Origin of the sequence: Streptosporangium sp. NPDC002721 (genome assembly GCF_042888905.1) — a bacterium.
Classification (GTDB): domain Bacteria; phylum Actinomycetota; class Actinomycetes; order Streptosporangiales; family Streptosporangiaceae; genus Streptosporangium.
Genome location: NZ_JBIAQI010000043.1, coordinates 46,964 through 66,884, shown reverse-complemented (window position 1 = coordinate 66,884; position 19,921 = coordinate 46,964). Strand labels below are relative to the sequence as shown.

General features: G+C 70.8%; 16 protein-coding genes. 8 read left to right on the top strand and 8 right to left on the bottom strand.

Annotation, left to right across the window (positions count from 1 at the left end; translation table 11 throughout):
• On the top strand, positions 1-202 hold a 202-nt coding region (locus tag ACFYWM_RS40755), incomplete at its 5' end, for a transposase (RefSeq protein WP_389925945.1).
• Between the two features lie 271 nt (positions 203-473).
• Here the strand turns inward: ACFYWM_RS40755 and ACFYWM_RS40750 are convergent.
• Positions 474-2,573: a M6 family metalloprotease domain-containing protein gene (locus ACFYWM_RS40750; RefSeq protein WP_389925943.1), complete on the bottom strand. Its 2,100-nt coding sequence runs from the start codon at positions 2,571-2,573 to the stop codon at positions 474-476.
• A 142-nt stretch (positions 2,574-2,715) separates the two neighbouring features.
• Here ACFYWM_RS40750 and ACFYWM_RS40745 point away from each other — a divergent pair, with 142 nt between their 5' ends.
• Both ACFYWM_RS40745 and ACFYWM_RS40740 read left to right on the top strand, forming a co-directional pair.
• Positions 2,716-3,834, top strand: coding sequence for a hypothetical protein (locus ACFYWM_RS40745; RefSeq protein ID WP_389925941.1), 1,119 nt, complete (start codon positions 2,716-2,718; stop codon positions 3,832-3,834).
• 57 nt (positions 3,835-3,891) lie between these two features.
• The gene (locus ACFYWM_RS40740; protein WP_389925938.1) at positions 3,892-4,398 is read left to right on the top strand and encodes a nitroreductase/quinone reductase family protein; all 507 of its coding nucleotides are present in this window, start codon (positions 3,892-3,894) and stop codon (positions 4,396-4,398) included.
• Positions 4,399-4,508: 110 nt separating this feature from the next.
• Here ACFYWM_RS40740 and ACFYWM_RS40735 read toward each other — a convergent pair whose 3' ends face one another.
• The 5 genes from ACFYWM_RS40735 to ACFYWM_RS40715 all read right to left on the bottom strand — a co-directional run bounded on the left by ACFYWM_RS40735 (position 4,509) and on the right by ACFYWM_RS40715 (position 10,849).
• On the bottom strand, positions 4,509-6,218 hold the full coding sequence (locus ACFYWM_RS40735) for an FAD-binding oxidoreductase (protein WP_389925935.1): 1,710 nt from the start codon (positions 6,216-6,218) through the stop codon (positions 4,509-4,511).
• A gap of 327 nt (positions 6,219-6,545) precedes the next feature.
• Positions 6,546-8,051, bottom strand: coding sequence for an aromatic amino acid lyase (locus ACFYWM_RS40730; RefSeq protein WP_389925932.1), 1,506 nt, complete (start codon positions 8,049-8,051; stop codon positions 6,546-6,548).
• The gene (locus ACFYWM_RS40725) at positions 8,048-9,307 is read right to left on the bottom strand and encodes a long-chain fatty acid--CoA ligase (protein WP_389925929.1); all 1,260 of its coding nucleotides are present in this window, start codon (positions 9,305-9,307) and stop codon (positions 8,048-8,050) included. The genes ACFYWM_RS40730 and ACFYWM_RS40725 overlap by 4 nt, the downstream gene beginning before the upstream one ends.
• Complete coding sequence (locus ACFYWM_RS40720) at positions 9,304-9,558, bottom strand: acyl carrier protein (protein WP_389925927.1); 255 nt, start codon at positions 9,556-9,558, stop codon at positions 9,304-9,306. The genes ACFYWM_RS40725 and ACFYWM_RS40720 overlap by 4 nt, the downstream gene beginning before the upstream one ends.
• Positions 9,559-9,622: 64 nt before the next feature.
• Positions 9,623-10,849: a beta-ketoacyl-[acyl-carrier-protein] synthase family protein gene (locus tag ACFYWM_RS40715; RefSeq protein WP_389925924.1), complete on the bottom strand. Its 1,227-nt coding sequence runs from the start codon at positions 10,847-10,849 to the stop codon at positions 9,623-9,625.
• Positions 10,850-11,442: 593 nt separating this feature from the next.
• On the opposite strand from ACFYWM_RS40715, the gene ACFYWM_RS40710 reads away from it, so the two are divergent.
• Positions 11,443-13,629 (top strand): BTAD domain-containing putative transcriptional regulator, encoded by a 2,187-nt coding sequence (locus ACFYWM_RS40710; RefSeq protein ID WP_389925947.1) that lies wholly within the window; start codon positions 11,443-11,445, stop codon positions 13,627-13,629.
• Here ACFYWM_RS40710 and ACFYWM_RS40705 read toward each other — a convergent pair.
• Together ACFYWM_RS40705 and ACFYWM_RS40700 are read right to left on the bottom strand one after the other, a co-directional pair.
• Positions 13,575-14,288: a class I SAM-dependent DNA methyltransferase gene (locus ACFYWM_RS40705; RefSeq protein ID WP_389925920.1), complete on the bottom strand. Its 714-nt coding sequence runs from the start codon at positions 14,286-14,288 to the stop codon at positions 13,575-13,577. The genes ACFYWM_RS40710 and ACFYWM_RS40705 overlap by 55 nt on opposite strands.
• 13 nt (positions 14,289-14,301) lie before the next feature.
• A complete protein-coding gene (locus tag ACFYWM_RS40700) occupies positions 14,302-15,636 on the bottom strand; it encodes an activator-dependent family glycosyltransferase (protein ID WP_389925917.1) in 1,335 nt (444 codons plus the stop codon).
• Between the two features lie 205 nt (positions 15,637-15,841).
• On the opposite strand from ACFYWM_RS40700, the gene rfbA reads away from it, so the two are divergent.
• The 4 genes from rfbA to ACFYWM_RS40680 all read left to right on the top strand — a co-directional run bounded on the left by rfbA (position 15,842) and on the right by ACFYWM_RS40680 (position 19,897).
• Complete coding sequence (gene rfbA, locus ACFYWM_RS40695) at positions 15,842-16,714, top strand: glucose-1-phosphate thymidylyltransferase RfbA (RefSeq protein WP_389925914.1); 873 nt, start codon at positions 15,842-15,844, stop codon at positions 16,712-16,714.
• A 22-nt stretch (positions 16,715-16,736) separates the two neighbouring features.
• Positions 16,737-17,735, top strand: a complete 999-nt coding sequence (gene rfbB / locus ACFYWM_RS40690) for a dTDP-glucose 4,6-dehydratase (RefSeq protein ID WP_389925911.1) — start codon at positions 16,737-16,739, stop codon at positions 17,733-17,735.
• Between the two features lie 293 nt (positions 17,736-18,028).
• Entirely contained in the window at positions 18,029-18,823 is a 795-nt protein-coding gene (locus tag ACFYWM_RS40685) for an NAD-dependent epimerase/dehydratase family protein (RefSeq protein ID WP_389925908.1), read from the top strand.
• A 33-nt stretch (positions 18,824-18,856) separates the two neighbouring features.
• Entirely contained in the window at positions 18,857-19,897 is a 1,041-nt protein-coding gene (locus ACFYWM_RS40680; protein ID WP_389925906.1) for a ketoacyl-ACP synthase III family protein, read from the top strand.
• Positions 19,898-19,921 lie beyond the last annotated feature (24 nt).

Below are 19,921 nucleotides of genomic sequence, written 5' to 3'. Positions count from 1 at the left end.
CAGCACAATCCCATCCCGCAGACACTTACCGCTTAACCTGCAGAAACAGGATCACGCGAAGGTCAACTCATACACCACTTCGCTGGACGTGACCCTGTGGGGTGAGCGTTTCTGGTCCGGCTCCTACTTCGCCGGGTCGGTCGGCGAAGCCCCGCTGAGCATGGTCAAGCAATACATCGAACAACAGAACCGGCTGCTCTGATCAGAGTGAACAGTCGATCCACCAGGCGGCGAACCGACTGTTTCTGCCCCGCTAAGCGAGACAGTCCGCTTCACCCTCGCCCTGAAGACCAGAGCACTACGGACGAAACCGGTAGCGCACTCCGGAGAAGTCGATGCCCGAGCACCCGGCGAGCTGGGCGTCGATGAGCGTCTCCATCTGATCGACGCCTTCGGACTCGGAGGTGATGAGCGGCACCCCCGCCACCCGGCCGGGCGGTCGGGGGCGCTGACTCTCCTGCCTCCCTACGGCGCTACCGCCCCAGCGTGAGGCAGGTCGCCCTGGCGGTCTTGGACGGGTCGCTCTCGGAGGTGGCGGTCAGGGTCACCTTGGCGAGGTGGGCGCCTCCCGCCCCGCGCCGGGCGTTCACGGTGACCACGGTGTTCTTGCCGGAGTCGGCGGTCGCGAGCTCGTTGGGCAGCGAGGCCGTCCAGCCGCGGCCGTCGACGGTCGCCGACAGCCGGTAGACGTCACCCTTGAGGTAGGCGCTCACGTCCTCGGGGTGCTGCCCCTGCGCCTGGGCGGCCCTGCCCGTGTTGAACAGCGGGAAGCGGCAGGAGGTCAGGTCCTTGCCCGACGGGACGCCGACGGACGGGAGCAGCTTCACCCCGCGCCTGTTCGGCCCGGCGCCGTCCAGGGAGCGGATCGCCACCGTGTACGACAGGACGCCCTTGCGGTCGCGCTTGAGGTCGAGGACGTAGAAGTGGAGCCGGTTGGCCCGGTCCACGTACTCGAACTCCGAGCCCGAGTTCGTGCCCGCGTGGAACAGCGCGTCCGACAGCTGGCGGTAGTCGCCGACCGTGATGGGCACGGCGGTGCCGTCCGGCAGCACGTAGTCGGTCATGCCGATGTCCTGCGGGTTGGCGTCGACGACCCACTCGAACGGCGCCCGGTCCTCGTTCTTGGTCTTGGCCAGCAGCACGCCGGAGTCGGGGGTGAAGGAGTCGGCGCCCATCCTGTCGACGACCTCGACGGTGTAGTTGTTGTAACCGCCGCCGTCGCAGAACGGGTCGGTGCTCACGTCACAGGCCGGGCTGCGGTCGCCGTCCCCGAAGGCGATGTTCACCCCCGACAGGCCGGTGGGTCCGGGCTGGGCCACCCGGGCCGTCACCTTGGCCACGACGAGCCCCGACTCGGCCAGCGCCTCCCTGGACAGGCGCAGCACGTTGGCCTCGTCCACCATCTCCAGCTTGATCTTGTTGCGAAGCATGTGCTGGGCGCCCATCGAGCCGCCCGAGGTGGGCGGGATCAGCCAGCGGCTGTGCGGGCCGCCGGGGCCGTTGAAGCTGCCCCGGCTGAGCATCTCCCAGATGCCGGTGTACGCCCGGCGCGCCGGCACCCCGAACGGGTTGTTGTAGTTGTCGCCGATGCCGAGGATGTGGCTGAGCTCGTGGGCGTAGACGCCCTGGCCGGAGCTCTCGGCCTGGGTGGAGGAGCCGCCCCCGGCGTTGGGCCAGATGGACGAGGCCGAGGCCCAGGACGTCCACTCCACGTAGCGGGTCCTCGCCCAGTTGGGCAGGGCCGGATCGGGCGGGCCGAACTCGTCGGTCACCGCCTCCTTGGTCGGGAACTTGATCGGGCCGAACTCCTGCCAGGTGGCCGACTCGTCCTGTCCCGCGCTCAGGTAGAAGACGAAGTCGAAGCCCGCGGGGACCTCCTGGCCGACGGCGCCGACCCACGCCGCCCGCGCGTCGGTCCTGATGTTCCGGTTGCAGGTGTCGCCGGCCGGGCAGGCGGTGCCGCCCTGGAACTCCATGGCGTACTCGTGCGACTTGCCCGGCATCCGGTACGGGCCGAACGAGGTCAGCTCCACGCCGTAGCGGCCCCCGGAGTCCTCCATCCAGTACTCGTGGATGGTGTGCCCCCGGTTGAGCTCGTTGGGGGTGTTGAGGAAGTCCCGGTAGAAGGTGGCGACCTGGTCGCGGGGGATGTCGTGGGCCTCGGCGCTGGGATTCCTGAAGACGGTCGAGCCCTTGGGCTGGGTGACCACGAACGGCTGGTTGGGATAGTCGGCGAGGACGAGCGCGCCGCGGAAGGTCCGCTTGGAGCCCTTGGCCGTGGGGTCGGCCCAGTTGGTACCGGGGGGCTTGCGGTAGTCGGCCCACGTCATGTGGTCCGGGTTCTTCCAGTTCTGCGGGTCGATCGGTGCCGGGCCTCCGGGGTCGGCCCGGCGCGCGGCCCCGGCCTCGGGGGCGTCCTGCTGCCAGGGCTGGGTCCGTGGCCAGTGGTCCAGGCGCCAGGGGTGTTCGGGCTCGGGAGCGGGGTCGGCGGAGGCGGGGACGGCGGTGAGGCCGACGGGGATCAGCACGATCGCGGCAAGCAGCACTTTCAGCAACCTGGGGGGTCGTATCACGTTAAAAGACGGTATAGACCGTTTTCAGATAGATCAACAATCTTCTGTCAGGAAGGTGGGTGGACGTTTACCGGAGATGCATTTGAGATCTACCGTCGCTCCCCTTAACCTCTCCAAAGGGGACGAACTTACAGGAGTGCCTATGTCAACGCGTGCCGGGCGGATCATCGGCACGCGCACCAGGGGAACCGTCTCCATCCACTGCGCCCCGCTGGTCGTGCCCGTCACGGGCCCTCCCGTCAGGGACGGGGCGATCGTCGTCAGGGGTGACCGGATCGTGCGGGTCGGACCGCGCGCCGAGATCGAGGCCGCCCACCCCCTCCTGTCCTCGACCCGCTGGCCGGGCATGATCGTGCCGGGGCTGATCGACGCGCACCTCCGGCTCGACAGGACGTCCGCCGCGCCGTCCGTCCACGGCGTCACCGCGGTCGGGGGCATCGCCGCGGACCTCGACGCCGCCTCCACCCTCGGCGAGACCGGGCTGGGCGGCGTGACCTACTTGGAGACCCGCTGCGAGAGCGAGGAGCGCTGGGAGGACGACGGGCGCGACCGGCTGATCACCGCGATCCGCGAGGTCGACCATCCGGGCGTCATCGGCATCGCCGCCCACTCCCCCGACCCCCTCGTCATGGAGGACCTCGCCGTCCTGTCACGGACGTTCGGGCTCCGGCTGCACGCCGAGCCGGGCCGCCACCCGGTCGGGTTCCTCGACGAGGTGGGCGTGCTCGGCGCGGGCTGCCACATCGCGATCTCCGGCCCGCTGGACGAGGCCGACCGCAAGCTCCTCGCGCTCCGCGGCACGGTGATCGCGATCTCCTCGCCGTTCGCCGCCGAGGGTCTTCTCGACGGCGAGAGCGCGATCGCCGTCGGCACCCGTACGGGCGGCGACCCGCTCTCGGTCGCCCGCGCGTTCTCCCACGCGCCGGGCCACGACCGGCTCCTGGTCGAGGCGGTGACGCTGGGCGGCGCGCGGGCGCTGGGCATGGCCGAGGGCCCCGGCCGCCTGGGCTCCCTGGAGCGGGGCGGCCGCGCCGACTTCGCGGTCTTCGCGGTGGAGGCCGGTGAGCGGGACGCCTACACCGCCCTGCTGCACGAGGGGCCGGGCCGGTGCGTGGCCACGTTCGCGGGCGGCCGGGCACGCTGGCGCCTCGACGAGACGATGGACTCCGGTGACGCGGTGAACGCCGTGAACGCGGCGGGTGCGGCGGGTGCGGTGGGCGCGGTCAACGCCGGGGAGGCGACGAGCAGGCGTCCGGCCTGACCGCCGCGCCCGGTGGCCGGCGAATCGGCCGCGACCCCTCTTTGAATCCCCGCGAAGATGAAACAATGGACCATGGCGGAAAACACACCTCATGCGGTGACCATCAAGGAAACGCCCATCGTGATGAAATTCATGATGCGTCTCTTCAACCCTCTCATGCGCAAGCAGGTGCGCAAGGGAAAGGCGAGCTCCGTGGCCGGCGTGATACTTCTCCACTTCACCGGAAGAAAGACCGGTAAAAGATACGAGATTCCCGTCATGAAGCAGACCGAGGACGGCAGGATGTGCGTCTACACCGAGGCCCGGTGGAAGGCGAACCTGCGCGGTGGCGCCGATGTCGAGGTGACGGACATGGGGGTGCGCACCCCCATGCGCGCCGAGCTGATGGACGATCCCGACGCCATGGCCGCCGAGATGGAAGAGCTGATCGGGCGGATCGGGCTCAAGGAGGCGCGCAAGCGGCTGGGCGTCGTCGTCCACGTCGGCCGCCCGCCGACCCGCGAGGAGCTGGCGGAGGCGATCCGGCGGCGCAACCTCGGGATCGTCTACCTGACGCCCCTGTAGGGACACGGCGGTGCCCCCGCCGGACGGGCGGGGGCACCGGGGACACCGGGGACACCGTCCCCGGCCGGGCTGGGGAGCCCGGCCGGGCAGGCTGTCACTCAGCCGAGCGTTCAGCCGAGCGAGCGCAGGCTGTTCGCGTGCCTCGGAGACACCCTCGGGGGGTATTTCCCGGGCTCGGCCCCGGTCTTGCGTGCGGCCCCGGGACGGGCCTGCGGCGGCAGGGCGTCCGAGGCTCCCGGCAGCCGGACCGACAACGCGTGGTTGAACACGTTCCGCGGGTCCCACTTCGCCTTGACCTGCTGCAACCTCGGATAGTTGTCCTTGTAGTACAGCTTGTGCCAGGGCACTCCCGAGGTGTTCAGCGCGGGGTCGGCGAGGTCGTTGTCGGGATAGTTGATGTACGCGCCGTCGTAGGCGTCACCGGGGACGGGCACGCCGCCGGTGTCCGCGTGCATCTCCCGGTAGGCCTCGCGGATCGAGGTCAGCCACCGCTCGTCCTCGGCCGGGTCCCACCAGCCGAGGTCGAAGAAGCCGATCAGCGGCGCGGTCCGGTGCGGGTTGGCCGTGGCCGCGGGGTCCACGGCGTTGATCCTCCCGCCGAGCGACATCAGGTAGACCGAGGCCCCGACGCTTCCCTCGCCCTCCGTCAGGAACCGGTAGACGACCTTGAGCTGTTCCGGCGTCCAGGGCTTCCTCAGGTAGCCGGCCTTCGACTTGAACCTGAGCGCGTAGGCCCCGGTCCCGGAGTCGTAGGAGAGGGTGACCCGCATCCACGGCTCCGTGCTGAAGTAGTCGAAGGTGGGCTCGACGCCGACGCCCTCGCCGACGGTCTGCACCAGGGTCCACAGGATGCCGTCCGCGCCGGGCACGTCGCCGTCCATCGACAGGAACAGCTCGATCCTCCCGCTGGAGCGGTGGTACATGGTCAGCGAGCTGTCGACGCTCTCGAAGGCGGGGTCGGCGTGGTTCTGCTGCTGCCAGCGGGCGTAGTTGCCGGCCAGCCGGGAGAGCGCCTCCTCCGTCATGTTCTCCCAGCCCCAGCTGGCCGAGACCACCAGCTGCCGCGCGGGCGGCCTGGGCAGCAGGGTCGCGGGGTCGTTGCCGCGGGCGTTCGGGGAGCGCATCAGGTAGCGGGTGACGATCCCGAAGTTCCCGCCGCCGCCGCCCGCGTGCGCCCACCACAGGTCCCGGTTGGGGTCGCGGGCCTCACGGGTGGCGACGACGATCTTCGCCCGGCCCGAGCGGTCGACGACGACGACCTCCACGCCGTAGAGGTGGTCGATCACGAGCCCGTGCCTGCGCGACTGGGGGCCGTACCCGCCGCCGGCGATGTGGCCCCCAGCCCCCACGCTCGGGCAGCCGCCCGCCGGGATCGTGACGCCCCAGCCGAGGTAGAGCGAGCGGTAGGCCTTGCCGAGCGTGGCCCCGGCCTCGATCGCGAACGCCTTGTGGGTGGTGTCGAAGTAGACGTCGTTCATCTCCGAGACGTCGACGATGATCGACGTGGCGGGGTCGTCCACGAAGTTCTCGAAGCAGTGGCCGCCGCTGCGCACGACGATCTTCTTACCGGCCCGTACGGCCTCGTTGACCGCCTGCACGACCTGCTCGGCGGAATGGACGAGACGGACCGACTCCGGCTGCGCGAGAAAGCGGGAGTTGTAACCCCTGGTGATGAGTTCCGCGTATCTCGGGTCGTCCGGCCTTATGGTCGCCGCGTTCGGCGGCGGGGCGCATTCGGAACGCGTGCGGCCGGCTGTTGTCGCGCTCGCCGCCGATTCACCGGTGGCCAGCCCCGCGGCCGCCCCTCCCGCGACGGCCATCGCTCCCAGAAATCCACGGCGTGTTGCTTTGGCCACCGTCGTTACCAGACCTTTCGCATTTCACATTTCACGTTCTCGTGAGCGTTCCTCCGGGGGAGGAACGCCTTTCCGCTGCCGGGGGCGTCGCCCCCGGCGTTCCGTTTCCCGGGAGAATCCCGGCCTCGTGAACTCCCGGCCCTTCGAGTGAGTTCCCGGCCTTTTGGAAACCCGCTCCTCACGGGGTCACGGTCCTCGCGAAGACCCGGTCCCCACGGGGTCACGGTCCTCGCGGAGACCCGGTCCTCACGGGGGCGTGGCTCTCATGGGGTCACGGTCCTCCCGGAAGGCTCACTCCTCCCGGGAGAGCAGTCCCTCCGCGGCCTCCTGCAGCAGGCGGCTCGCGGCGCGTACCTCGGCCGCGAGCGGCCGGTCCGCCTGGAGCGGCGGGGAGACCCTGGCCAGGTCCGCCCACAGGCCGGTGGCCGTGTCGTTCCGGCCGGCGAGCGCCCCCCGCTGGGCCACCCCGACCGCGAGGGAGCCGACGACCAGCCAGGCCAGCTCCACGGCCTCGGCCACGGAGTTGGCCCCGTTGAGCGCCATCGGCACGTGGTCCTGGTTGCCGCCGTTCGTCGGCAGCGCGGTGAGGGAGGCGGGGTAGGCGAGCTGCCTGATCCTGGAGACGAAGGAGGTGGCGCTCAGCTGCACCCCGGCCAGCCCGCTGCCCGCCCCGGGACGGGGGGTGAGCATCGGCGGCACCCCGCCGTTGTAGGCCGGGTCGCACAGCAGCGCGAGCTGCCGTTCGGCGAGGAAGGCCACCTGCTGCAGGCAGAGGCCGATCTGGTCGGAGCACAGGCCGACCGGCATGGCGTGGAAGTTGCCGCCGTGCAGCAGCTCGCCCTCGTAGAAGATCGGGTTGTCCGTGCAGCCCATGGCCTCGCGGACGAGGATCTCCTCGGCCCCGTACAGCTGGTCGAGCACCGCGCCCAGGACCTGGGGGGCGCAGCGGAGGCTGTAGGGCTCCTGCAGCGGCCGGAGCGGGTTGCGCTCCATGCCGGGGGGAAGGTCCTCGCGGATCCACCGGGCCACGGTCAGCTGTCCCGTCTGGCCCCTGGCCCGGCCGATGCCGGCGTGGTAGGCCTCCGGGTTGGAGCCCAGGATGTCGGCGATCCGCGCCGTCAGCACCCCGACGGCCCTGACCAGCCTCAGCACCGACTGGTGGTTGAGGATGGACACCGCCAGGCTGACGCTGGTCCCGTTGACGAAGGCCAGCGCCTCGCGGGCGGACCACTCGACCGGTTTGGCGTCGATGTCGGCGAGGGCCCGCGCGGCGGGCACGACCGACCATCCTCCGCCGTCGCGCACCCAAGCCTCCCCCGTGCCCGCGTGGGCCATCGCCGCGTGGGCGAGCGGTTGCAGGTCCCCGCTGGCGCTCACCGTTCCGTCGCGCGGGATCGACGGGGTGAAGCCCTCGTTCCACAGGTCGGCCAGGGTCTGCCAGAAGTCCGGCGACACGGCCGAGTGGCCCTTGCGCATGCTGCTGAGGCGGAGCCAGACGATCAGGCGGCACACCTCGGGGTCCAGCGGCCTGCCCTGGGCCGAGCTGAGGTGGGCGATCAGGCCCGCGCCCTGCTCCATGGGCGAGTCGGCCGCGGAGAACGCCACCAGGGGGCCGAACCCGTGGGTGACCCCGTACACGGAGTCGGTGCCGGAGAGCCGCTCGGCCAGCAGGTCCACGCTGGCCCGCATGCGGACGACGTCCTCGTGCTCGCACGGCCCCACCCGGGCGTTCCAGTGCGCGCTCCGGACGATCGAGGCCAGGCTCTCGGTGGAACGTCCGTCGATCAGTGCTGTCACGTGTCTGCTCCCGCGTCGGAAAGGGAAGGTCGCTGTAGTCGCCGGAGCTTGCCCGTGTCGGAGCGGTCGATCCGATCGACCAGGCGCACCTGCCGCGGCCGGGCGTCGAACCGCCCCGCCGCCGCGCGCACCTCCGCGACGGACAGCGCCGCCCCGGTCGCCCCGCCGTCCGGCACCACGAGCAGGTCGAAGTTCTCGCCGCTGAAGGCGTCCGCCACGGGCAGGAAGGCCAGGTCGGCGCAGGGGAGCACCGATCTCACCGACTCCTCCAGCCTGTCGAGGTCGATCCTGCGGCCGTTGATCTTCACGAGCCGGTCGCGCCGGCCGTCGAAGCGGAACCTGCGCGCGTCGAGCCGCCGCACGTAGTCGTCGGTCCGCCAGACGTCCGCGGGCGCCTCGCCCGGCCGGAAGGCCAGCCGGGGGCTCCGGACCACCAGCGGCGTCTCCTCCTCGGACAGGACACCGGCCGGACCGCCGGGCCGATCGCCGGGCCGGTCGTCGGGCCGGTCGTCGGGCCGGTCGTCGGGCCGGTCGTCGGGGACGGCGAACTCGACGTCGTCGAAGAGCTCCCACGGTGGCCCGTCCGGGCTCCAGGTGCGCGAGGCGATGCCGCCCGCCTCCGTCGAGCCGAAGACCTCCACGACGCGTATCCGCCTCGTCCCCGCCTCCCTGACGACGGACTCCGCCATCGCCGGGAGCGTCGCCGTGCTGTGCAGCACGGTCAGGTGCTCCGTCCCGCGCACCCAGGCCACGTGCCTGCGCAGGATGGAGAAGGTCCAGGGGACGGCCACCACGGCCCAGCGCAGGGACTCCGCGGGCGGCATGGCGCCGAAGTACTGCGGGCGGTACCAGGCGGGCAGGCGCAGCCTGGCCGGTACGAGCACGCTCGCGAGCGCGCCGTACACGTGCCTGGGCGGCGCGAAGGAGAGGATGGCGTCCGGGCGGTCGCGCTCGATCAGGCCGGCCAGCAGCCCCGCCTCCGACCACATCTGCTCGCGCGTCCGCCGCCAGCACCGGCTCGGGCCGGTGCTGCCGGAGGTCTCCAGGTCCACGGTCTCCGCCAGGGCGTCCAGGACGAACCTGTCGGCCTCCGGGCCGTCGCCGAGCAGGTCCCAGCGGACCAGCCAGGGACTCTCGTTGATCCGCGGCGCCGCGAAGCCGGAGCCGAGCAGCTCCGCGGGGGTCACCTCGTCGTAGGTCACCGCGTCGGCGGGCGCGACGCCGCCGCCGCGTTCCGGAACTCGCTGGGCGGTCAATTCCGCCCCTCGGAGAGCTCGACGAAGTCGAGGAAGTCCTGGACCGTTCTTATGCGTGCCAGATCCTCCTCCGGAATTTCCACCCCGACGTGTTCCTGCATGGAGAAGGCGATCTCCACGACGGCCAGTGAATCGAGCGCCAGGTCGTCGGTGAACGACTTCTCCGGCAATACCGCCTCCGCGGGTACGCCCGCCACCCTCTCCACGATCTCGGCCAGACTCGAAAGCATTTCCTGTTGCTTCGTAGACATTCTCTGCAATCCCTTCACGGTCACGCTGGACGGTTTTTCCGACTTTCCGCGCCGGTCAGAGTGATCAGTCCCGCCAGCGGCGCAGGACCAGAACCGCGTTGTGGCCGCCGAAACCGAAGGAGTTGCTGACGGCCACGTCGGCCGCGTGCTCCTGGGCCCGGTGCGCGACGAAGTTCATCTCCGGGTCCTCCGGGTCGTCGCAGTTGACGGTGGGCGGGACGACGCCGGTGCGCAGGGCCTCCATCGCGACCATCGCCTCGACGGCGCCGGCCGCGCCCAGCATGTGGCCCGTCATGCTCTTCGTCGAGCTCACCGGCACGGACGTGGCCCGCTCGGCGAACACCCGGCGGATCACCTTGAGCTCGGCGGTGTCGTTCATCCGGGTCCCGGTGCCGTGCGCGTTGACGTAGCCGACCTCGGCCGGGGTGACGCCCGCGTCCTCCAGGGCGAGGCGCACCGCCCTCTCGACGGCCGTCCCCTCCGGGTGCGGGCTGGTCAGGTTGTAGGCGTCCGTGGTGGCCGCGTACCCCGCCACCTCGCCGTACACGCGGGCCTGGCGGGCGAGGGCGTGCTCCTCGCTCTCCAGCACCAGGATCCCGGCGCCCGCGCTCATCACGAACCCGTCGCGGCCGGTGTCGAACGGCCTGCTGGCGGCGCGCGGGTCCCCCTTGCGGCGCGACAGCGCCCTGGCCCTGGCCGCGGCGGCGATGTCGAAGGGGGTGATGGTGTCGTCGGCGCCGCCGGCGAGCACGACGTCCGCCTTGCCCAGCTGGATCAGCCGCATGGCCTCGCCGACGCAGGTCGCCCCGGTCGCGCACGCGGTCGCCGTGCAGGCGGCGGGCCCCTGCGCGCCGACGTGCAGGGCGACCTCGGAGGCGACCGTGACGACGCCCGTGGAGGTGAAGGTGTACGGGCTCAGCGCCATGAACCCGCGCTCGGCGAACGCGGCGCCGGCGTCGACGAGGGCGGCGCTCGCGCCGCAGGCCGTGCCCACCGTCACCCCGAGCCTGGGCGCGAGCTCGGCGTCGACGTCGATCTTGGCGTCCCGCAGCGCGAGCGTGGCGGCCACCAGGGCGAGGTGCGCGGGTCTCGTAGTGCGGCGCACCAGCGAGGCCGGCAGCCACACGCCGGGGTCGAAGTCCACGACCTGGCCGCCGATGCCCACGGGAAGCCCCGAGGTGTCAATTCCGGAAAGCTCGCGAATACCGCTCGTGCCCTGGATCAGATTCGACCACGCGGTTTCCCAGCCCACCCCGAACGGGGAAATGACTCCGTAACCGGTGACGACCACCCTCTTGAGCGGAGCACCTCGCGGAGAATGAATGTCGTCGATGACCACCAGCGCCTCACCGGGAAGTTCGGGAATCCGATGCCGGGCTCGACGGTAACCGAGAGCCAGTGGATTCGTCACCGCCTCGGATACGCTTTTCCGTACGAGCCGGGAACAAATCTTCTATTACACGGGACGGTGTTCTCACAAGGGCCGGGCGCTTTTTCCCGGCCGGCGGGGCGGGGGCCTCACCCGATTTTCCGCGCGCTCTCGCGCCTTTCGCCGGGCGTCCCTCACCCGTCGCCGGGGACGCGTCCCACCGGGGTCTCCCCTCGTGGCCTCCCGCCGCCTCGCCCGCGCACGGCCGTCCCCCCGTGCGGTGTCCCGCCAGCGAGACACCCGCTCACAGCGGTGACAGGAGATTCTGGAGTGACTCCTGGGACGCAGGTAACAATAAAGTCACCCCAGGAACCCCCCTTGCCGATGCTTCGTTCCCCCAGATATGGCTATATGCGTAGGTCTGAGCGTTTGCTTCTGAGTGTGCGCTCAGGAGTCCTTCCATCGCATCTCTGGGGGCTGAGATTGAGGAAGCGTCGTTGAACGACCTGGTACAGGTGCATCTACTGGGGCCGGTGCGCGCGACACGGGGCGATCATGAACTTGATCTGGGGTCACCGACACAGCGGACTCTCTTCGCCGCGCTGGCCACCCGCCCCGGGACCACCGTTAGCCGACAGGAATTGATCAATGCTGTCTGGGGGCCAAATCCGCCCACAACAGTTGAAAGCAGCATTTACACTTATATAGCGCGGCTGCGGCGCACTTTCGAGCCGAAAAGGCCGCGCCGGGCGCCCTCCGAGCTCCTGGTGGCCGACGGCAACGGCTACCTGCTCCAGCTCGACTCCCACAAGATCGACGCCCAGGTCTTCGAGAGGCACCTGGAGAGCGTACGAGAGCTGCAACGCTCGGGCACCTGGCCCGAGGCGGTGAGGAAGCTGGACACGGCGCTGGCCCTGTGGCGCGGGCCGGCGTTCGGCGGCGCGGTCGGCCCGCTGGCGGACGCCGAGCGGATCCGCCTGGACGAGCTGCGCTTCACCGCCATCGAGGACCGCGCGCAGCTCCTGCTGGAGGCCGACCGCGCCAACGAGATCATCGGTGACCTGTCCAGCCTCGTCAGGACCCACCCCCTGCGCGAACGGCTCCACTACCTGCTCATGGTGGCCCACTACCGCTGCGGGCGCCGGGCCGACGCGCTGAAGCAGTTCCACAGCGTGCGGCGCCTGCTCATCAAGGAGCTGGGCATCGAGCCGGGCGAGGACCTGCGCAGGTGTCACGACCAGATCCTGAACGGCACCCTCCGCTCGCCGATGCCGGCCCCCGACTCCCCGGTGACGCTGGCCTCCCCCGGCCCCGCTCCCCCGGCGCCGGTCGCGCCGCCCCCCGCCCAGCTGCCCCGCGACGTCCCGGGGTTCACCGGGCGCCAGCGGGAGCTGAAACGGCTGGAGGGGTTCGTCTCGGCGGCCGACATCCTGGACGAGGCCGGGGTCATCCTGATCAGCGGCGCCCCCGGGGTGGGCAAGTCGGCGCTGGCCCTGCGCTTCGCCCGCGGGCTCGCCGAGCGCTTCGACGGGGGCCAGCTCCACCTGGACCTGCGGGGGTTCTCCAACACGGGCCGGCCGATGAAGCCGGCCGAGGCGCTCGACCACCTGCTGGCCGGGCTGGGGGCCGCCCCCAAGCCGTCGGAGGACCTCCAGGTCCGCTCCAGCCGCTACCGGAGCCTGGTGGCGGGCAAGCGGATCCTCATCGTGCTGGACAACGCCAGATCGGCGGAGCAGGTGCGCCCGCTGCTCCCCGGCGACCCCTCGTGCCTGGTGCTGGTCACGAGCAGGAACAGGCTGTCGGGGCTGACCACCCGCGACGGCGCCCTGCGGATGACACTGGGCCTCATGCCGAAGGACGACGCGGCCACCCTGGTGCGGCACGTCATCAGGCAGGCGAACGGCTACGCGGAGCAGCCCCTCGTCGACGGGCTCTGCCAGGTCGGCGACTACCTGCCGATCGCGCTGCGGATCGCGGCGGAGCGGATGACCAGCCGCTTCCACGTGGGTCTGAGCACCGCGGGCCGGACGCCGCCGGGGCGCGACGACCTGCTGGAGAGCCCCGACACCGAGTCCGACGAGCAGTCATCCATGCGGTCGGTCTTCTCCTCCTCCTATAGCGCGCTGCCCGGCGACGCCGCCGAGATGTTCCGCCTCATGAGCCTGCACGAGGGCTCGACCTTCGACCTGACGGCGGCCTCGATCATGGCGGACGCCGGTTGCGAGCGGGCGAGACAGACCGTCGACTACCTGCTGAGCGGGCACCTGCTGCGGATCGCGCCGGGCAACCGGCTCAGGTTCCACGACGCCATGCTGCGCGCGTACGCCAAGGACCGCGCGGTGGCCGAGATGCCCTACCAGGCGAGGCGGGCCGCCGTCTCGCGGCTGCTCGGCCACTACGTGCGGACCGCGGACACCGCGCTGCGCCTGCTGTATCCGGGACGCTGCCCCATCATCCCGCCGCTCCCCGCGCCCGAGGGGGTGCCGGTCATCCGCTTCGAGTGCCCCGAGCAGGCCAGGACCTGGTTCGAGACGGAACTGCCCAACCTGACCGTCGCCATCCGGCAGGCGCAGGTCTACGGCGTGCCACAGGTCAGGGAGCGGCTTCCCCCCATCATCCAGAACTTCCTGTACGCCCGGCCCGAAGGTCATCCGAGCGTCCCGGCGAACAGCCCGCGCCCCGAGGGGCCGCCCTCCAGATAGTCCACCCGCAGTTTCGCCTCCGTGAAGGCGTCCTCGTACTGCTCCCGGGTGAACAGGGTGTTCACGTGGGTGACGGTGAAGTGCCGGGCGGGGGTGGCCGCGTCGGCCACCACGTAGTGGACCTCCATGACGCTCGCGTCGCCCTCGCGCACCGTGCGCGAGACCCTGGCGAGGGTACGGCCCTCCACGGTGACGACGTCGCCCGCCACGTACCCCGGCAGGAACTTCTCGGGGAACCACCACGGCTCGATCACGAGGACCCCTCCGGGGACCAGGTGGGCCGCCATCCGCCCGATCGCCGCCGCCAGCTCCCGCTCGTCGCGCATGTAGGCGATGGAGCTGAACATGCAGGTGACCGCGTCGAAGGTGCGGCCGAGCTCGAAGTCGCGCATGTCGCCCTCGTGCGCGGGGACGCCGGGCATCCGCGTCCTCGCCACGGCCAGCATGTCCTCCGACAGCTCCAGCCCTTCGACGTGGTCGAAGAGCCCGGCGAAGAACCTCAGGTGCGACCCGGTGCCGCACGCCACGTCCAGCAGGGACGCGGCCCCGGGGTGCCGTTCGCGGACCAGCCCCGCGACGGTCGCCGCCTCGGCCTCGTAGTCCTTGCCACGCCCCCGGTAGATCGCGTCGTAGACGTCCGCCAGCTCTGCCTCGTACATGCTCCTGCCCCTCTCAGCGGACGGCGGCCGGCACGGCGGCCGGGACGGCGGCGGCGGCGGCGACACGGTAGGTGTCGACGAGGTCCTCCATGCGGGCCGCCACCTCGGCGGGGGTCGGCATGGCGTTCATCTCGTCGCGGATCCTGCGTGACTCCTCGGTGAAGGACGGCTCCTCCAGCAGGCGAAGGAGCGCCTGCCTGACGCCGGCGCCGGTGGCCTCGCTGCTGTGCATCGTCAGGCCCGCCCCCTGCTCGGCGAGGTAGCGGGCCCGCAGCGGCTCGTCGAACAGGTTGGGCAGCACGAGCTGGGGCGCGCCGCTCGCGAGCGTGGTGAAGAACGTGCCGCTCCCGCCGTGGTCGATCACCGCCGAGCAGGTCGGCAGCAGCGCGTGCAGGGGGACGAAGCTCACCAGCCGCACGTTGTCCGGCACCCGTTCCAGCTCCGCCTGGTGGTTCTCCGGCAGCGTGGCGACGATCTCCACGTCGAGGTCGGCGAGCCCGTCGAGGATCTCCTGGACCGGCACCAGGTAGCCGTCGAGGTTCTCCGCCGAGGTGGTCCCCAGCGTCAGGCACACGCGCGGCCGCTCGGGGGGCGTGCGCAGCCAGGGCGGGATCACCGCGCGGTCGTTGTACGGGATGAACCGCAGCGGGACGCGGTGCGGTTCCGGGCCCGCGGCCGGGTCGGGCGGCAGCTCCAGGGAGGGCGGCGTGTAGTCGATGGTGAACTGACCCGTCGTCATCTCCTCGGAGAACTCCACGCCGAACCTGCGGGCGTGCGCGGTGATCCACGCCTGCAGCATGTCCTCGCGGTCCTCCGGCGGCTGCTCCGCCTTCGCCCGCAGGTAGTGGCCGCGCATCCGGCCGAACAGGTCCAGGCTCCACATGAACCGCGCGTGGACCGCGCCGCACGCCCTGGCCGCGATCGGCCCGGCGTAGGTGACCGGCTCCCAGATGACCAGGTCGGGCTCCCACTTCCGGCAGAACTCGGTCAGCCCGTCGATCATGGACTCGTTGACCAGGCGGCACCACCACGGGACGAACTGGGCGTATCCCTGCTTGTAGTGGTCCCAGGTGAGCCGCTCGGGGTGGTCGTCGGCCATGTCGAAGAAGGGCACCGCCCTCTTGTGCTTCTTGCGGGGGTCGAAGAAGCCGAACGCCTTGTTGGCCCGCCACAGGCTGTGGTCCCTGCCCACCGGCACCGCGGTCAGCCCGGACCGGGTGATCACGTCGGTCAGGCCGGGCTGGCTGGCGACCCGCACCTCGTGCCCCTCGGCCTGCAGCGCCCACGCCAGCGGAACCATCACCAGAAAATGTGACTTCTCCGCATAGGTAGCGAACAGAATACGCATTGTCGTCCTTCCAGGCGCGTGGCCGCGAAGTGGCGAAGGGGCCGTCCCCCGGTCGCGAACGGATCGCGGGCGGGACGCCTCACAAGCCCTATCACATTTGCTCCGCGAAAAGGCAATACCATTTCGCGGGACGCCGGGGGTTGATTTCCCGATGAGCCTGAACAGTAGTCTCAGGGACCCCGCAGACGAAAACGCAGGAGCTCCGATGAAAGGCATAGTCCTTGCCGGAGGAAACGGGACGCGTTTGCATCCGCTGACCCTCGCGACCTCCAAGCAGTTGCTTCCCATCTACGACAAGCCGATGATTTACTACCCCATCGCGGTGCTGATGCTGGCCGGCATACGCGACATCCTCATAATTTCCACGCCGGACGCCCTTCCGTCGCTGCGCGCGCTTCTGGGCGACGGCTCCCGGGTGGGCGTGAACTTCGGTTACGTGCCGCAGCCGGAGCCGCGCGGGATCGCCGAGGCCTTCCTGCTGGGCGACTCGCACATCGGCGGGGACCCCTGCGCGCTGGTGCTGGGCGACAACCTCTTCCACGGCGCGGGCTTTCCCGACCTGCTGCGCAGGGCCCAGGACGAGCTCGACGGCTGCGTCATGTTCGGCTACCCGGTGAGCGACCCGGAACGGTACGGCATCGGGGAGCTGGACGCCGAGGGCCGGCTCGTCTCCATCGAGGAGAAGCCGAGCCGCCCCCGCTCCGACCAGGCCATCACCGGCCTGTACTTCTACGACAAGCAGGTCGTGGACATCGCCAGGGAGCAGCGGCCCTCCGGCCGCGGCGAGCTGGAGATCACCGACGTCAACCGGGTCTACCTGGAGCAGGGCAAGGCGAGCCTGGTGCAGCTGGGACGCGGCTTCACCTGGCTGGACGCCGGGACGCACCAGTCCCTGCTGGAGGCGAGCCAGTACGTGCAGATCCTCGAACGCCGCCAGGGGGTCCGGGTCGCCTGCCTGGAGGAGATCGCCCTGCGCATGGGGTTCATCGACGCCGAGGCCTGCTACCACCGGGGCACCGAGATGAGGCAGTCGGCATACGGCCAATACGTCATGGACATCGCCCGATCACTCGCGTAACTGACAGCAAAGGTGCATCCACATGCGGATCCTGGTCACCGGCGGTGCCGGGTTCATCGGCTCGAACTTCGTGCGGCACGCGCTCTCCGGCGCCTACGAGGGGTTCGAGGACGCCCGGGTCGTCGTCGTGGACAAGCTGACGTACGCCGGGACCATGGAGAGCCTGGCCTGCGTCGCCGACGACCCGCGGCTGGAGTTCGTCCGGGGCGACATCTGCGACGCCTCGCTGATGTCGCGGCTGACCAAGGGGGTCTCCCTGGTCGTGCACTTCGCGGCCGAGACCCACGTCGACCGGTCGATCGACAGCGGGGCCGACTTCGTCGCGACCAACGTGGTGGGCACCCAGACCCTGCTGGAGGCCTCGCTGCGCGGCGGCGTCGGGAAGTTCGTGCTGGTCTCCACGGACGAGGTCTACGGGTCCATCGAGACGGGCTCGTGGGTGGAGAGCCACCCGCTCGAGCCCAACTCCCCGTACTCGGCCTCCAAGGCCGCGGCCGACCTGCTGGCGCGGGCGTTCTCGCGCACCTACCGCTTCCCCGTCTCGATCACCCGTTGTCCCAACAACTACGGGCCCTACCAGTTCCCCGAGAAGGTCATCCCGCTGTTCGTCACCAACCTGCTGGACGGGGAGAAGGTGCCGCTGTACGGCGACGGCCTGCACGTGCGCGAGTGGACGCACGTCGACGACCACTGCCGGGGCATCGCCCTGGTCGCCTGGCGGGGCCGGCCGGGCGAGGTCTACAACATCGGGGGCAACGCCGAGCTGACGAACCGGGAACTGACCCGGGCGCTGCTGGACATCGCCGGGACGGACTGGTCCATGGTCGTCCCGGTGGAGGACCGGCCGGGGCACGACCGCCGCTACTCCGTCGACAGTTCCAAGATCACTGCCGAGCTGGGCTACCGGCCGCTCACCCCCTTCGCGGAGGGCCTGGCGGCGACGGCCCGGTGGTACGCCGAGAACCGCAGCTGGTGGGAGCCGCTGAAGAAGGGGCAGGCCCCCTCCCCCACGGCTCCCTGAGCCCCCCGCGGCCCCCTCGGCCCCCGGGCCCGTCGCGCGGGGAGCCCGGCGCTCCCGTGACCGGCTCCTCAGGCGTCCGTTCCCCCGGAGGCGGGCGGCGCGGGCACCCGGGCGCGGGCGCCGGAATTCCCCGCGTTCCCCGGAGAAAAGGCCGGGGAACGCACACCTGTCTCGCTGGCGGGACAGGCCGGCTTCCGGTCCCGGACGACAGGTGCTTTCTTATTCCAGGCTCCGCTATATGGTGACGAGCGGATCCGTACGTTAACCTCCAGAGCTTGAAAGCGGTGCTGCGAATGGAGATCATCGGAAATGGCTTTCTCGCGAGGCACCTGCGGTCGATCGACGACGCGCATCCCGAGGTGACGATTCTCGCCGCCGGCGTGTCCCTGTGGAAGAATTCCGATTCCGACTACGAACGGGAAACCGCTCTGGTGGACGAGACGATCGAAAAGAGCATCCGCCAGGACCGGACCCTCGTTTTCCTCTCGACCGCGTCCATGAGCATGTACGGCGGCGCCGGATGCCGGGGCCGTGAGGACGAGCCCGTGGAACCCGTCACCCCCTACGGCTGGCACAAACTCGCGCTGGAGGAACGCATCCGGGACTCCGGGGTGCGGCACCTCATCCTGCGGCTCGGCTACGTCGTCGGCCCGCACGTGCCCGCGAACCGGCTGATCCCCTCGCTCATCGACCAGATCCGCTCCGACAACCTCACGATGTACCGCAGCGCGCGCAGGGACATCATCGACATCGCCGACTGGGTGAAGGTGATCGACCTGCTGCTGGCCACCGGGGTCACCGGGGAGGTGGTCAACGTGGCCACCGGCGAGTCCGTGCCGGTCAAGCTGATCGTCGACCACCTCGAGACGCGCCTGGGCGTCACGGCCCGCAGGCAGATCATCGACGAGGGAACGTCCCACCACATCTCCGTGGAGAAGCTCCGCCGGCTGGTGCCCGCCGTCACCGAGATGGGCTTCGGCCCCGGCTACCACCGGACCGTGATCGACCGCTACCTGGAGGCGACCTCCCAGCTGCGGGACGAAACCCCGGGGTCGCAGCGGGCCGATCCTCCTTTCCACCAAGCCTGACCGCGCGGGCCACCCGCGAGCAAAGAGACAAGCATGCGCACACCAGAGGTTTTCTTCCGGGGAATTGGAACGTTCGTACCGCCGACGGTGAGCGTGGAGTCCGCCGTCGCGCAGGGGTTGTGCACCCCCGAGCACGCCAAGGTCCACGACATGCTCGGAGCGGCGGTGGCGGGCGACATCCCCGCCCCCGAGATGGCGCTGCGGGCCGCGCGCGAGGCGCTCGCGCGCGGCGGGGGCGGCACCGCCGCCCTGGGGCTGATGCTGTACGCCGACGTCTGGCACCAGGGCCCCGACGGCTGGTCCCCGCAGTACTACCTGCAGCACCACCTCGTCGGCGGCGACCTGCTGGCCCTGGAGATGCGCCAGGGCTGCAACGGCGTGCTGAGCGCCCTGGAGCTCGCCGGCGGGTTCATGGCGGGCGACCCGCGCCGCCGCGACGCGCTGATCGTCACGGCCGACAACTTCGGCACCGCCCGGATCGACCGCTGGTGCTCGGGGCCCGACTTCGTGCTCGGCGACGCGGGGAGCGCCGTGGTGCTCAGCCGCGAGCCCGGCTTCGCCCGGCTGCTCTCGGTGAGCTCGATCTCCGTACCCGAGGCCGAGGAGCTGCACCGCGCGGGCTCCCCGCTCTTCCCGCCGAGCGCCACCACCGGCGAGGCCGTCGACTTCGCCGCGCGGGCCGAGGAGTTCGGCCGCATGTGCTCCGCCGACAGCGACCTCGCGCTCGCCTGGGTCATCGTGCAGCAGCGGATGATGCGGGTCCTCAGCCGGACCCTGGCCGAGGCCGACATCAAGGTGGGCGACCTCACCCGCACCGTCTTCACCAGCCTCTCCCCGCAGGCGATCGAGCACCGGTGGATGTCGGTGCTGCGCATGCCCATGTCCAGGTCCAGCTGGGACCACGCCAGGACCGTCGGCCACCTCGGCGCCAGCGACCACCTGGTCTCCCTGGACCACCTGCTGTCCACCGGCGAGCTCGGTCCCGGCGACCACGTGCTCCTGGGCGGCATCGGCCCCGGCATCACCATCTCGTGTGCCGTCCTGAAGATCCTCGACACCCCCTCGTGGGTCTAGGCACCACTTCGGAAAGGGGCACAG